Below are 14,251 nucleotides of genomic sequence, written 5' to 3'. Positions count from 1 at the left end.
GTACTCAGTTGGGCACCTTCAGTTCGCGCAGGCCCGCGGCCACCTTCTCCAGGCCGTCGACGGCGCGGATGGACGGATTCATCTCGGCGCCGTGCAGCGTGATGTAGCGCTCGGCGCGGACGGCTTCGAGGTCGCGGGTAACGGGGTCGGATCCGAGGAAGGCGGTCTTGTCGGCCAGCCGGTCACCGGGGAAACGGTTGCGGAGCAGGTCACCGAGGACGAGTACGTCGGGGTTGCGGTCGACCAGGATCTCCCAGCCGACGGCGGGCCAGTCGTCGGTGAGGTCGGCGAACACATTGGTCGCGCCGACCGTGGTGGCGAGCAGGTTCGCCGAGCCGAGACCGCCCGCGACATAGGGGCTCTTGGTGTCGGCGAACCAGAACGCCATCGACACGTTCGTCTTCGTGATCCCCGATACGGCCGCGTCCGCCCGGGTGCGCAGCTCGGCGATGAGCCGGTCGCCGCGGTCGGTGACGTCGAAGACCGTCGCCAGCTCGCGGATCTCCTGGTACAGCGATTCCATGGTCAGCGGGTTGGTTCGCTTGCCGCCGCCGTTGATGCTCACCCCGTTGTCGCAATCGGTGGGCGAGAGGTAGGTGTCGATGCCGGTTTCGGCGAACCGGGCGCGATCGGCGACGCCGCCCTGCTTGAAGTGCCGACCGAACGACGCGGTGACGAAGTCCGGGTCGGTGTCGAGGACGACCTCGTAGGTGGGGGCGTTGTCGGCCAGGCGCGGCACCGACTTGTTCGCCTCGGCCAGGTTGTCGCGCACCGGATCGGTCCAGGACGCGGTGCCGACGACCCGGTCGCCGAGCCCGAGCGACAGCAGGATCTCGGTGGATCCCTGGTCCAGCGACACCACCCGCTGCGGCGGCGCGTCGAGGGTGACGCTGGTCCCGCAGTTGTCCAGCGTGAGCGGATAGCTGGTGCGGCCTTCGCCGCCTGCCGCCGCGCCGGGACCCGCGACCTGCTCGGATTCGCCGCAGGCGACGAGCACGCTCGCCACCGCGGCGGTGACACAAACCAGACCGATCCGACCCACAGACAATTTCACGAAAGGCAGCCTAACCTAAAGTAACTGGTCAGTCGCTGGCGTCCTTCTTTTTCAGATCGATGACGATCTCGCCGGTGGAGGGCTCGGTGACCAGCGCGAAGTCGCCCTCGTGCATCTCGGTGCCCTTGTCGACGGCGATCTCGATCAGTTCCGCGCCCCGGTCGGCCCGCACGATCAGCGGGTCGTCGCGCAGGTCCTTGTAGAGGGAGAAACACATCGCGATCATCACCACGAGGAACGGCAGCGAGACGACCGTCGTCAGCGCCTGCAGGCCGGTCAGCGCGCCACCGAGATTGTCGGAATCGGCGATGACCAGCATGATCGCCGCGACCGCACCCGTCGCCGCACCCCAGAAGATGACGATCCACCGCGACGGTTCGATGCTGCCGCGTTCGGACAGCGTGCCCATCACGATGGAGGCGGCGTCGGCACCGGAGACGAAGAAGATCGCCACCAGGATCATCACCACCACGGTGGTGATCGAGGTGAGCGGGTACTGGTCGAGCAGGTGGAACAGGGCGAAGTTCGAGTCCACCGAACCGTCCGCTTCGGTGAGCGCGCGGTCCTTGGTCTGTTCGGCGATGCCCGCGCCACCGAAGACGGCGAACCACAGCAGGCTCACCACGCTCGGCACCAGCAACACACCCGTGACGAACTGGCGGATGGTCCGGCCGCGACTGATGCGAGCGATGAACATGCCGACGAACGGGGTCCACGAGATCCACCACGCCCAGTAGAAGATCGTCCAGCTCGACAGCCAGGCCTTCATCGCCTCGTCACCGGCGCCGGTGCGTGAGGCCATGGTCGGCAGCATCTCGATGTAGTCGCCGAGGGCGATCGGCAGCAGGTTCAGCACGAACAGCGTCGGCCCGGCGATGAACACGAACGCCGCGATGGCAAGGGCCAGCACCATATTGATGTTGGACAGCCACTGGATACCGCGTTCGATACCCGAGACGGCCGAGAACACGAACGCCACGGTGAGGCCCGAGATGACGGCGACGAGACCGATCTTGCCGACACCGTCGACCCAGCCGTTGAACTCCATGCCCGCACCGATCTGCAGGGCACCGAGGCCGAGAGAGGCGGCCGAGCCGAACAGCGTCGCGAAGATCGCCATCATGTCGATCGCGCGGCCACCGAGACCGTCGGCGTGGCGGCCGAGCAGCGGCCGGAACACCGAGGAGATCAACTGCGAGCGGCCTTTCCGGAACGTGCCGTAGGCGATGGCGAGGCCGGCGACGGCGTAGATCGCCCACGGGTGCAACGTCCAGTGGAACAGCGTGGTCGCCATCGCGACCTCGGCGGCGGCCGGTGAGCCCGGCTCGGCGGTATGCGGCGGCGGATTCACGAAGTGCGACAACGGTTCGGCCACGCCCCAGAACATCAACCCGATGCCCATGCCCGCGCTGAACATCATGGCGATCCAGGAGACCGTGCGGAACTCGGGTTTCTCGTCGTCGGCGCCGAGCGGGATACGACCGTAGCGGCTCGCCGCCAGCCAGATCACGAACACCACGAACGCGGTGGCGACCAGCACGAACAGCCAGCCGGTGTTGGTGATGACCCACTTCTGGGCGGAACTCGCCGCGGCGGCGAGGCTTTCGTCGTCGAGTGCACCCCAGGCGACGAAGGCCAGCGCGCCGATCGCGGTGGCGGCGAAGACGAATCGATCGAGTCCCGGTTTGCGCGATGCTCCCGGGGGTACCGCTCCCGGTGTCGCGTCGGCGTCACCGGATCTGTCGACAGCGTTGTAAGACATGGAGTCCGTAATCCTTTCCGGCCGCACGCACCCCGGCCCGCCCAGACGAACCGGCCGGTTGCAGCAACCGTACAGCGCATCGATGCGGACCTCGGGTAAGGCACGACCCAGCCTTGACTTGGTTCCCCGAAACCACCTCCGGCAATCTTTCGGTTGCTTTACGATTCGCACAGACGGCTGTCTGAGTCAGTAGTCGTCGGGGGCGGATCGAGGAGGCAACGATGCACCTGTGGACTCGGGTCGTGCGCGCGACGGCACCGGCGGCGGTGGCCGCGCTGATCGCGATCGGACTGCCGTCGGGCGCGGCCGCCGATCAGCCCTTCGATCAGCTGGTGCACGAATTCTTCGACATCGGGCGGACATCGGTGTCACGCGCGGAGTGCGGGCCGGGGTCCGCGCCGGAGACGGGGCTGCAGGGCGACGTGCCCGCCGCCGACCGGGACAGTGGTCGCAGCGCGCGGGGCTACCACTGCAATATGTCGATGGCAGGCGGATACACCGGGCGCGGAGCCGGAATCACCTCCACCAGTTTCGAACACTGCGTCTATGTCGGGTCGTTCTTTCCCGGCACCCTGCTCGGTGAACACCCGGGCGTGCAGGTGCTCGACGTGTCCGATCCGGCGAATCCACGGCACACCGCGACTCTCGCCGAGCCCGCGATGCTGGCCGGCACCTGGGAGACGTTGAAGGTCAACACGACGCGCAAACTGCTCGTCGGCACCGGCGTTCCGCTCGCCATCGGCGCGGGCTTCCTGTCGGTGTACGACATCTCCGATTGCGCGCATCCCCGGCTGCTGAATCCGGGACCTGGCACGAATCCCGCGATGCCGCTGCCGATCACGACGCATGAGGGCGGCTTCTCCCCCGACGGCCGCACCTACTGGGCCTCGGGCATCGCGCCCGGCTTGCTCAGCGCGATCGACCTGACCGATCCGGCGAATCCGCACGTGATCTGGCAGGGGCTCACCGGGATCGAGGCGCACGGCTTCGGGGTGAGCCCCGACGGGAACCGGCTCTACATCTCCGCGCTCGGCGGGTTCACCGTGCTCGACGTGAGCGCGGTGCAACGTCGCGATCCGAACCCGCAGGTCCCCCACCTCGGGCGCACCTTCTGGACCGACGGCTGGGCCACCCAGCACAGCGTGCCGGTGACCTATGACGGTGTGCCGCATCTTTTCACCGTCGACGAAGGCGGTTCCGGCGGGGTGAAACTCATCGATGTCTCCGACGACACCGCGCCGCGCATCGTGAACAAGATCAAACTCGAGATCAATCTCGGCGAGCACGTCGACGCCCAGATCGGTTCGGCCATGGGCAATTCGCTGTTCTCCTACGATCCGCACTACTGCACGGCGGATCGCCCGGCGAACCCGACCGCGCTCGCCTGTGGCTGGACCTCCTCGGGCATCCGGGTGTTCGACGTGCGTGACCCCGCCGCGATCCGTGAGATCGCCTACTTCAACCCGCCCGCCCGCACCGGACGCAACCTCGAGATCTGGAACTCCCCGCACGCGCTGGCCTCGATCATCGGTATCCCCGCGATGAGTGCGCCCGCCGCCCTGCGGGCAATGGCGGACGGGTTGTTCGATCCGGCGCAGGTGTTGTCGGCGCGGGCGGGGCGGGTCGCGTTCGGTGATCTGTCGGCGGACTGGTGCATGTCACCGCCCGAGTGGCGGGGAAATCAGCTGTACGTCACCTGTTCCGACAACGGGTTCATGGTGCTGAATCTGGACGAGTCGGTGTATCGGGCGCCCGCCGACCAGGTTTCGACGCTCGGGTCATGAGCACGTCCGCTGCTCGCCCGAGGGCGCTCGGGATGGCGGCCGCACTGGCGGCGGCCGTGTTCTGCTTCGTCGTCGGTGCGGCGTCGCGCCCGCTGCTCGCGCCCGAAAGATCCACGCCCGCACCGGTGCTGAACACGACCGAGCTGGGTTTCGTGCAGGACATGACGGCTCATCACCAGCAGGCCATGATCCTCGTGCAACGGCTCGACCCCGCCGCCGACGTGGGGGTTCGCGCGCTCGCCGAGCAGATCGCCGACACCCAGCGGGTCGAGATCGGCACCCTGCTCGGCTGGACACAGCTCGCCGGAGCCGCGCCGACCGCGACCACACCGATGAGCTGGCTGACGGAGCACCACCATTCGACCGGTCCCGCGACCATGCCGGGGCTGGCGACACAGGCCGACCTCGACGCCCTCACCACGGCCCGGGGTGCCGAGGCCGAGATCATGTTCCTTCGGCTGATGTACCACCACCACGCGGGCGGAATCACGATGGCCCGCGCCGCCGATGCCCTGCTCACCGAGGGACCGGTCAAGCAGGCGGCCAGGTCCATGGCGCAATCGCAGAGCCGCGAAATGGGCTCACTCGGTGTGCTTCTCGAGTTGCGCGGTGCGCGGCCCTGACCTACTCCCTCCGGAGGTCGCGGCGGGTGAACATGTCGTTCAGCGCGTCCTGACCGAGCTGGTTCTCGGCGTAGGTGAAGGTGCCGTGGTCGGCCAGCTCGCGGGCGGCGTCGAACAGATGGCGGTAGAGCATGCGGGCGATGCTGCCGCCGACCGTCACCCGTCGGACACCGAGGTCGGCGAGTTCGGCCATGGTGAGGCTGGCGGTGAGTCCCATGACGACGTTGAGGGGGCCGTCGAGCTCACGGACGAGGGTGGCGATGGTTTCGGTGTCGGCGGCACCGGGAACGAACACGCAGTCGGCGCCCGCCGCGAGATAGGCGTTGCCCCGGCGGATCGCCTCGTCCAGCCCGCCACCGACGAGCAGCACGTCGGTGCGGCCGACGAGCACGAACGGCGCACCGCTGGCCGCGACCGCCGCGCGGGCGGCACGCACCCGGTCGACGGCGTGCACCTCCTCGAACAGCGGGGCCGCGCGCTCACCGGTGAAGTCCTCGATATTGCCGCCCGCCGCCCCGGCCGCGATGGCCTCCGCGATGGTGGTGGCCACGGCCTGCGCGTCCGGCCCGTACCCCTCCTCGAGATCGGCGCTCACGGGTATCCCCACCGCACCGGTGATCTCCCCGATCCGGCGCATCATCGTGCCCTTGTCGACCCGCCCGTCCTCTTCGGAGGCGTGGAAGTCGTGGTCGGGTCTGCCGTAGGAGAACGCGATCCCCGCACTTGTCGTGGCGATCGCCGGGAATCCGGCGGCTTCCAGTACCCGCGCACTCCCCGCATCCCACGCATTGGGCAACAGAAAACACCCCGACCGATGCAGCTCGACAAACGCCTGTGCCCGCTTCCGCTGTCCCGTATCCACCCCTCCATTCAGCCACGCGAATCCGGTCCGCGCACCGAGACCACGCCGAACCGCATCGCACCGGCGGTGACCGGCGGGGGTGAGGACAACGTTATCGGGCGGCAACTGGGGAGAAAATCGCAGGCAATGGGGGGTGCGGACGATGGGCGGAGTATCGGCGGGCGGAAGGTTGGACGTGGTGGTGAGCGCGCGGGCGGAGATCGTCGCGGTGACGCGGTGCGGGCTGGAACAGGTGCGTGCGCGGATCGCGGCGGGTCTGGAGCCGGTGGGGGTGCGTGAGCTACCGGTGACCGAGGCGCTCGGCGGAACGCTGGCGGTGGCGTTGCGTGCGGCCACGCCGCTGCCGCGGGTGGATACGGCGGCCATGGACGGTTACGCGGTCGCGGGGCCGGGTCCGTGGTGGCGGGTGCACGAGCAGGTCGGGTACGCGGGGCGTCCATGTTCGGTGGTGCTCGCCCCGGGCGAGGCGGTGCGGATCGCGACCGGCGCCGCCACCCCGTTGGGCACCACGGCCACTCTGCGCGACGAACACATCGTCACCACCGTGGTGTCGGGCAAACCGGTGGTATTGCGCGCGCCCGATGCCCCGGTACGCGACGACACCCGGCGGCAGGGCGAGAACTGGTCCACCGGAACCCAATTGGCGCCCGCGGGCACACGGGTGTCGGCCGCGCTGGTCTCGGCCGCGCTCAGTGCCGAGGCCGAAACCGTCACGGTGCGTGGGCCGTTGCGCGCGGATGTGGTGATGACCGGTGACGAGATCCGTGCGGTCGGCCCGCTCGGTCCCGGCGAGACCCGCGATTCGCTCGGTCCGGTGCTGCCGGAGTTCCTGCGCTGTTGCGATATCGCGAGCACCGGGCTGTGGCATCTGGCCGACGAACGCGACCTGCTGCGTTCCTGGCTCGCCCTGAAATCGCACGCCGACCTGGTGGTGATGGTCGGGGCGACCGGCCGGGGCGCCGCCGACCACCTGCGCACCCTGCTCGCCGAGCTCGGTGCCCGCATCGTCGTCGACCGGGTCGCGATCCGCCCCGGCGGCTCGACCCTCGTCGCTCAGCTCCCCGACGGCCGTGTCCTGCTCGGCCTGCCCGGCAACCCGCTCGCCGCCGTAGCCGCCCTGCTGGCCGTCGGCCCCGCTGTCATCGACGCGCTCACCCTGCGCACCCCCGGCCCGACCATGTGGGGCAGGCTCTCCGACGCAGGAGTAATGGCGGGCGACGCCACCCGCATCGTCCCCGTCCAGCAACAGACCGGCGGCGTCTGGCGCAGCACCGGCCCCGCCCACACCCCCCACCTGGCCGGCCTCATCGGCTGCCAAGCCCTGGCAGTCCTCCCGCCCGGCACCGGCCGAGGCACCCTCGTCGAACTGCTTCCTCTCCCCCGCTGACCGCGAAGACCGGACCGGTGTCGAATGCCGACACCGTGGGTTACGTCTGCTGCGGCGGCTGCCAGGGGCGGCCGTACGGGTCGCCGGGCTGGGACTGGGCCGGGCCGACCGGCGGCGGTTCGGGGAGGTTGCGTTCCGGTTTGGGCGCAAGGTTTTTCGGCAGCGTCGGTTCGAAACCCTCGACCGGCTGACGGGCGGTGGCCTCGGCGGCGCGGACCGCTTGCTCGATCTTCGGGTCCGAGGCGGTCTCGAACCAGTCGGCCACGTCGGAGTCGTCCTCGATCTTCACCGGCGGTGTGTCCTCGGTGTTCGGTTCGTACCGGAACACCCCGTCCTCGCCCTTGGTGGCGAAGTTCTGAGCGAACCCCTCGAGTGCCTTGCCGAAGTCGCTGGGGACCAGCCACACCTTGTTGGCGTCGCCCTTCGCGACCATCGGCAACGTCTGCATGTACTGGTAGGCGAGCAGTTCCGGTGTCGGCTTGCCGTTCTTGATGGCGGCGAACACCTTCTCGATGGCCTTGGCCTGACCTTGCGCCTGCAGGTAGGACGCGGCCCGCTCACCCTGTGCCCGCAGGATGCGGCTCTGCCGCTCACCCTCGGCCGACAGGATCGCCGACTGCTTGGCACCCTCGGCGGACAGGATCTGGGCCTGCTTGGCGCCCTCGGCGGTCTTGATCTGCGACTCGCGGGTGCCCTCGGCGGTGAGGATCATGGCCCGCTTCTCGCGGTCGGCCTTCATCTGCTTTTCCATCGACTCCTGGATCGACGGCGGCGGATCGATGGACTTCAGCTCGACCCGGGCCACCCGAAGACCCCAGCGGCCGGTGGCTTCGTCGAGCACACCGCGCAGCTGGTTGTTGATCTGGTCGCGCGAGGTCAGCGTCTCCTCGAGCGTCATGCCACCGACCACGTTGCGCAAGGTGGTGACGGTGAGCTGCTCGACGGCGGCGATGTAGTTGCTGATCTCGTACACCGCGGCCTGCGGGCTGGTGACCTGGAAATACACCACCGAGTCGATCTGCAGGGTGAGGTTGTCCTGGGTGATCACCGGCTGCGGCGGGAACGACACGACCCGTTCACGCAGGTCGACTTTGGCACGCACCCGGTCGGCGAACGGGACGAGGAACGTGAGCTGACCCGACACCGTGCGCGAGTACCGGCCGAGCCGTTCGATCACCGCCGCCTCGGCTTGCGGAACGAGCGCAATAGATTTGAAAACCACCACCACGACCAGCAGGACGAGGACGGCGGCCACGATCAAGGCAACCATGGACTCTAAGGACCCTTCCAGACGACGGCAGTGGCGCCGTCGATCTTCATCACATAGACGGTCACACCGGCTTCGTAGACTTCGCTCGGATCGAGCGGACGCGCCGTCCACACTTCGCCACCGAGTTTGACCCGGCCCGAATACTCGGCGACGTCCTCGAGAACGAGCGCCGACTTCCCGGTCAGCGCATCGACATTCGTCGGTGTGGGCGGTGGGGTACCGAACCTGCGGCGCAGCGCCGGGCGAACCCCGAGGAACAACACCCCGGCCATCGCGCCGAAGACGAGCGCGTCACCCCACAGCGGCAGCTCCGCGGTGGCGCTGACGCCCGCGGTGGCCAACGCCGCCACTCCGAGCATGAGCAGCGTGAGATCCCCGGTGAGCATTTCGGCCGCCGCCAGCACTAGGCCCGCGATCAGCCAGATTATTGCGGCCACCACCCAAGCCTAGCCCCGATCGGGCCGTCGCGGGCGGGGTCGCCCGCCCCCGGAGCCGATCTTGTGGTCCAACGTTTTTCGCGCGCCGCTCCCGCTGCCCCGGCGCCGTCGGCTCTAAGCTCGGGCGGGTGAGTGCGCGTGACATGTACGGCGGCGATATCTACGCAGGCCACAACCGGACGAAGAAGACCCCGGTACCGCAGGTGGTGGCCGAACGGGATCTGGTGGTCGAGGACGCGGCGAGCGGATTCTGCGGTGCCGTAGTCGGTTTCGACCGCAGCTACGACGGCGAGTTCGTGAAACTCGAGGACGGGCGTGGGGCGGTGCGCCTGTTCGCGCTGCGCGAGGCGGCGTTCCTCATCGACGGCAAACCGGTGACGCTGGTCCGCCCGAAGGCCACCGCACCCAAGCCGCCGACCCGCTCCGCGTCCGGCTCGACGCGGGTAGAGGGCTTGCGCGCGCGGGTGGCCCGTGGCAGCCGCATCTGGGTGGAGGGCGTGCACGACGCCGCGCTCGTCGAGCGGGTGTGGGGCCACGACCTGCGGGTCGAGGGCGTAGTCGTGGAACATCTCGAGGGGCTCGACAAGCTCGGCGCCCGGCTCGCCGAGTTCGGGCCCGGTCCAGGGGCGCGAGTGGGGGTGCTCGTCGACCACCTGGTGACCGGTTCCAAGGAGTCCCAGCTCACCACCGGGCTCGGCCCGCACGTCCTGGTCACCGGGCACCCGTTCATCGATGTGTGGCAGGCGGTGCGCCCGGCCGCCGTCGGGATCGAGGCCTGGCCGACGGTGCCGCGCGGTGAGGACTGGAAGATTGGCATCTGTCGCAGGCTCGGCTGGGGCACCCCGCAGGAGGGGTGGCGCCGGGTGTACAACGCGGTCGACTCGTTCCGCGATCTCGAGGCACCGCTGATCGGCGCGGTGGAACGGCTCATCGACTTCGTCACCGAGCCCGAGTAGCTCGACCGCAGGTCAGACCCGGCACACGGATCCGGGCGAACCTTTATGCTCGATGATTATGTGCTCTCCCAGTGCCACGCTGACGGTCTGGGCCGGCTCCTGGCTGGCCGGTACCAGCGCGCCCGACGACGTGCTGGAGTCGCTGCACGCCTGGGCGCCACGCCACACCATCGCCGCAGGCGACCCGGCCACCGGTGGCCGCACCGACCTACCGTGGACCTCCCGCGGCGATCTTCCCGGCACCGGCGCCATGCCGCTGCTCAAGGTGATCCGTGAGGCGATGGCCCCTGCGGGCGCACACCTGCGCCTGGTCCTGCCCGCTCCCGGCGACGTGCGCGGCCTACCGGTGGGCAGCGCCTTCGCGGCGGACGCGATCGATGCGGAGGAAGGCATCCTGATCGGCGTCCCCGGCCAGGAAGGCACCGGCCTGATCCCGCACTGGGACGACGACGACACCCTGCAGTGGACCGTCTACAGCGTGATCGTCCCGCCCATAGGCGACCCGGACATGACCCTCGGTGCCGCCGAGTACACGATGCGTGAAGCGGTCCGCGACGCCGCCGACGCGCTCATGCAGCTGCACACCACCTCGATCGGTCCGTCCGACGCCGACCCGCGCGAGCAGATCGAAGCCCAGCTCGCCGCCTACGCCAAGCACGCGTACCCCGACTCGATCCCGTTGCGCGCCAAGCGCATTCTCGACACGGCCGACCACGTCGCGGCGATTCTCACTGTCGCCGAACACGAACCGGCATCGTCACCGACCTCGGCCACGGCCATCGGCGCCCACGAATCACTGCTGCGTCCGCTGTGGAACACGATCCGTCAGGCCCGGCTGGTCGCCATCCACGCGGCCGCGCGACCAACGGCCTGACACCGGAAACGGTTGCCCGACAACCGATCCGACGAGCGGTCAGCGATAAACGGGGCACCGCCGCTTCAGAATCCGTTCAGCGCGGTCTTCATGTCCGGGTAGTCGAGGACGGTGAGGGTGTCGGCGCGGACCTCGGGGCAGCTGCGGTCGGTGACCTCGTCGACCACGTAGCGGTCGTAGGAGACGGCGGCATTGGCGGTGGTGTCGCGCAGCGCCCACAGGCGCATGGCTCCGTTGAACGCCACCCGCCCGACCTCCGGGCCGAGCGCCTTCCAGGTGCCCTGCTGGGAGTCGAGGATGCTGCACAGGCTGTCGACGGTCGGTTGGGAAATGGTCGGTTCGGTCGGTTCCGGGCCGGTCTCGTACCCGGAATCACCGCCGCAGCCGGCCAGGGCGAACGTCCCGGCGACGGGCAGCAGGAGCAGCGCGGCCGCGTGACGGCGCTTTGTCGAGCGCATCGGATGCCTCCGATCTGTCGATCACAACAACCGCCCAGCCTACCCGCGTACGAGGCGCGGGCCGTGAATGGTTATGCGGTTGTGCTTACCGCACGCGCGGGCGCGGGGGCAGTTCGCAGCAGCCGGGGGCGCACAGCGCGCCGTCGACGGTGCAGCCGTAACCGGGGACTTCGCCCAACTCACGCACCTCCCCCGCGCTGAGACGCTCCTGGATCAATTCCACGATCATCCGGGAGAAGCGGGGATCGGTACCGGGTGTGGCGGCGCGCGCGAAGGCCATGCCGAGTTCACCGGCTCTGGTGGCCGCCTCGTTGTCGAGATCCCAGATCACCTCGAGATGATCGGAGACGAATCCCACGGGGCACACCACCACGGACTCGATTCCCTTACCGTGCAGCACATCCAGGTGATCGACGATGTCGGGTTCGAGCCACGGCACCTGCGGCGGGCCGGACCGCGACTGCCACACCACGTCGTATTCGGCGAAACTGGTTGCGGCGGCACACAATCGGGCCGATTCGGCCACCTGCCTGCTGTAGAGGCGGCCACCGTCGACGGGCGGTCCCGCGACATTGTCGGCGGCGACGGGGATGGAGTGCGCGGTGAACACCAAGCGCGCGCCCTCACGATGGTCGACCGGAAGCTGTTGCACCGCAGCGGTGATCGCGTCGGCGAACGAGGCGATCAGCAGCGGATGATCGAAATACTGGCGCAGCTTCACCAGTTCCGGCGCGCCGTCACCCACGGCGGCGCGTGCACGGGCGATGTCTTCGTTGTACTGGCGACAGCCGGAATATCCGCCCCACGCGGAGGTGGGGAAGACGAGGGCCGAGCGCACGCCGTCGGCCGTCATCGTGGCGACGGTGTCCTCCACCATCGGATGCCAGTTCCGGTTGCCGAAATACACCGGCAGGTCGAGTCCGGCGTCGGCCAGGTCGGCTTCCAGCGCGGTGATGATCTGCCGGTTGAGGGCGTTGATCGGCGAGACCCCGCCGAAATGCAGGTAGTGCTCGGCGACCTCGGCCAGCCGTTCCGGCGGCACCCCGCGGCCCCGGGTGACGTTCTCCAGGAACGGGAGCACGTCCTCGGGACCCTCGGGGCCGCCGAACGACAGCAGCAGCAGCGCGTCGGCCATCAGTTGGAGGTGAAGTTCTCCGGGAACCACATGTTGTGGCTCGCGCCGCCGTCGACGTAGATGATCGACCCGGTGGTGGCGGGCAGCCAATCCGAGAGCAGCGCCACGATCGACTTGCCCACGGCGCGCGCGTCGGCGCCGTCCCAGCCGATCGGTGACGCGCCGTCCCAGTACTCGTCGAGCTGACGCAACTGCTTGGCGTCGTCGGTGGCGGTACCGGCGATGGCCTTGGCGGCCAGGGTCTTCACCGGGCCTGCGGCGATCAGGTTGGAGCGGATCTTCTTGGCGTAGCCCACTTCCCGGGCCACGTACCGGTTCACCGACTCGAGCGCGGCCTTGGACACGCCCATCCAGTTGTAGTACGGCATCGCCACGCGCGGATCGAAGTCCATGCCGACGATCGAGCCGCCCTCGTTCATCACCGGCAGCACGGCGCGGGCCAGCGAGGCGTAGCTCCAGGCGGAGATCTCGAAGGACTTGGCCACATCGGGGCCGGGGCCCTCGAGGAACGGCACCGCGTCGGGACCCATCAGGGTCTTGGGCGCGAACGCGATCGAGTGCAGCACACCGTCGACGCCCTCGGGCGCCAGTTCACGGATGGCATCGGCCAGCGCGCCGAGGTTCTCCTCGTTGGTGACGTCCAGCGGAATGGCCGGGGGCACCTCCTGCGGGAGCCGCTTGGCGATGCGGTCGATGAGACGCAGCCGCTCGGGGATGCCGGTGATGATCACCTTCGCGCCCTGCTCCTGCGCGACCGCCGCCGCGCTGAACGCGATCGAGGAATCGGTGATGATGCCGGTGATCAGGATGGTCTTGCCTTCGAGCAGTCCGCCCATGGGTTTTCGGTTCTCCTGCGATTCGGGGATGCGGCGGGCTGATCGCCCGCCACGGGGAGTCGGTCAGCGGGTCAGTGGCCCATGCCCATGCCGCCGTCGACCGGGATGACGGCGCCGGAAACGTAGCGGGAGTCCTCGGACGCGAGGAAGCTGACGACAGCGGCGATGTCTTCGGGCTGACCGAGGCGCTGCAGCGGGATGAACTTCTTCGCCATCTCCTTCATGTCCTCGGGAAGATCCGCGGTCATGTCGGTCTCGATGAAACCGGGGGCGACGACATTGGCGGTGATGGAACGCGAACCCAGCTCACGGGTCACCGAACGCGCGAGGCCGATGACACCGGCCTTCGAGGACGCGTAGTTGATCTGACCGGCCTGACCGCTCATACCCACCACCGAACCGAGGAAGATCATCCGGCCCCAGCGGCCACGCAGCATGGCGCGGTTGGCGCGCTTGGCACAGCGGAACGCACCGGTGAGGTTCGCGTCGATGACCTTGGTGAACTGCTCCTCGGTCATGCGCATGAGCAGTGTGTCGTCGGTGATGCCCGCATTGGCGACCAGCACCTCCACCGGACCCTGGTGCTCCTCGACCTCGGTGAACGCCCGGTCGACCGACTCGCTGTCGGTGACATCGCATTTCACCCCGAACAGTCCCTCGGGCACGCCCGACCCGCGATGGGTGACGGCGACCTTGTGCCCGTCGGCGAGCAGGCGCTGGGCCACCGCGAGACCGATTCCGCGATTACCGCCGGTGACCAGCACCGACCGGGATGTGACGTTCGACATAGGGTCCAACCTATCTGTTCTGGTT

Annotated in this window: 14 protein-coding genes; 5 read left to right on the top strand and 9 right to left on the bottom strand. The window is 68.9% G+C overall.

Features of this window, described 5'->3' with window-relative positions; translation table 11 throughout:
• Positions 1 to 4 precede the first annotated feature (4 nt).
• Together NI2_RS22660 and NI2_RS22655 are read right to left on the bottom strand one after the other, a co-directional pair.
• Entirely contained in the window at positions 5 to 1,054 is a 1,050-nt protein-coding gene (locus NI2_RS22660; protein ID WP_067493787.1) for an ABC transporter substrate-binding protein, read from the bottom strand.
• 28 nt (positions 1,055 to 1,082) lie between these two features.
• Positions 1,083 to 2,816 carry a BCCT family transporter gene (locus NI2_RS22655; protein WP_067493785.1) on the bottom strand — a complete coding sequence of 578 codons (1,734 nt, stop codon included), beginning with the start codon at positions 2,814 to 2,816 and terminating at the stop codon, positions 1,083 to 1,085.
• A gap of 221 nt (positions 2,817 to 3,037) precedes the next feature.
• Between NI2_RS22655 and NI2_RS22650 the strand changes: the two genes are divergently transcribed.
• Positions 3,038 to 4,600 (top strand): LVIVD repeat-containing protein, encoded by a 1,563-nt coding sequence (locus NI2_RS22650; protein ID WP_067493783.1) that lies wholly within the window; start codon positions 3,038 to 3,040, stop codon positions 4,598 to 4,600.
• Positions 4,597 to 5,223, top strand: a complete 627-nt coding sequence (locus NI2_RS22645) for a DUF305 domain-containing protein (RefSeq protein WP_067493781.1) — start codon at positions 4,597 to 4,599, stop codon at positions 5,221 to 5,223. The genes NI2_RS22650 and NI2_RS22645 overlap by 4 nt, the downstream gene beginning before the upstream one ends.
• A 1-nt stretch (position 5,224) precedes the next feature.
• Here the strand turns inward: NI2_RS22645 and NI2_RS22640 are convergent, their stop codons facing one another.
• On the bottom strand, positions 5,225 to 6,085 hold the full coding sequence (locus NI2_RS22640; protein ID WP_067493779.1) for an isocitrate lyase/PEP mutase family protein: 861 nt from the start codon (positions 6,083 to 6,085) through the stop codon (positions 5,225 to 5,227).
• A 142-nt stretch (positions 6,086 to 6,227) separates the two neighbouring features.
• Here NI2_RS22640 and NI2_RS22635 point away from each other — a divergent pair, with 142 nt between their 5' ends.
• On the top strand, positions 6,228 to 7,472 hold the full coding sequence (locus tag NI2_RS22635; protein ID WP_084476621.1) for a molybdopterin-binding protein: 1,245 nt from the start codon (positions 6,228 to 6,230) through the stop codon (positions 7,470 to 7,472).
• A 40-nt stretch (positions 7,473 to 7,512) separates the two neighbouring features.
• Here the strand turns inward: NI2_RS22635 and NI2_RS22630 are convergent, their stop codons facing one another.
• A complete protein-coding gene (locus tag NI2_RS22630; protein WP_067493775.1) occupies positions 7,513 to 8,742 on the bottom strand; it encodes an SPFH domain-containing protein in 1,230 nt (409 codons plus the stop codon).
• A gap of 5 nt (positions 8,743 to 8,747) precedes the next feature.
• Complete coding sequence (locus tag NI2_RS22625; RefSeq protein ID WP_067493773.1) at positions 8,748 to 9,179, bottom strand: NfeD family protein; 432 nt, start codon at positions 9,177 to 9,179, stop codon at positions 8,748 to 8,750.
• Between the two features lie 143 nt (positions 9,180 to 9,322).
• On the opposite strand from NI2_RS22625, the gene NI2_RS22620 reads away from it, so the two are divergent.
• Together NI2_RS22620 and NI2_RS22615 are read left to right on the top strand one after the other, a co-directional pair.
• Positions 9,323 to 10,135 carry a DUF3097 domain-containing protein gene (locus NI2_RS22620; protein WP_067493771.1) on the top strand — a complete coding sequence of 271 codons (813 nt, stop codon included), beginning with the start codon at positions 9,323 to 9,325 and terminating at the stop codon, positions 10,133 to 10,135.
• A 58-nt stretch (positions 10,136 to 10,193) separates the two neighbouring features.
• On the top strand, positions 10,194 to 11,009 hold the full coding sequence (locus NI2_RS22615; RefSeq protein ID WP_067493769.1) for an Rv1486c family protein: 816 nt from the start codon (positions 10,194 to 10,196) through the stop codon (positions 11,007 to 11,009).
• A gap of 65 nt (positions 11,010 to 11,074) precedes the next feature.
• On the opposite strand, the gene NI2_RS22610 is transcribed toward NI2_RS22615, so the two are convergent.
• The 4 genes from NI2_RS22610 to fabG1 form a co-directional block, all read right to left on the bottom strand.
• The gene (locus NI2_RS22610; protein WP_067493767.1) at positions 11,075 to 11,467 is read right to left on the bottom strand and encodes a hypothetical protein; all 393 of its coding nucleotides are present in this window, start codon (positions 11,465 to 11,467) and stop codon (positions 11,075 to 11,077) included.
• Between the two features lie 85 nt (positions 11,468 to 11,552).
• Complete coding sequence (locus tag NI2_RS22605; protein ID WP_067493765.1) at positions 11,553 to 12,602, bottom strand: ferrochelatase; 1,050 nt, start codon at positions 12,600 to 12,602, stop codon at positions 11,553 to 11,555.
• Complete coding sequence (inhA, locus tag NI2_RS22600; RefSeq protein ID WP_067493763.1) at positions 12,602 to 13,438, bottom strand: NADH-dependent enoyl-ACP reductase InhA; 837 nt, start codon at positions 13,436 to 13,438, stop codon at positions 12,602 to 12,604. The genes NI2_RS22605 and inhA overlap by 1 nt, the downstream gene beginning before the upstream one ends.
• Before the next feature lie 71 nt (positions 13,439 to 13,509).
• Positions 13,510 to 14,226, bottom strand: a complete 717-nt coding sequence (gene fabG1, locus NI2_RS22595) for a 3-oxoacyl-ACP reductase FabG1 (protein ID WP_067493761.1) — start codon at positions 14,224 to 14,226, stop codon at positions 13,510 to 13,512.
• Between the last annotated feature and the right edge of the window lie 25 nt (positions 14,227 to 14,251).

The sequence above is a fragment of the Nocardia ignorata NBRC 108230 genome (assembly GCF_001612905.1).
GTDB lineage: Bacteria > Actinomycetota > Actinomycetes > Mycobacteriales > Mycobacteriaceae > Nocardia > Nocardia ignorata.
This window is presented reverse-complemented; position numbering and strand designations above follow the sequence as displayed.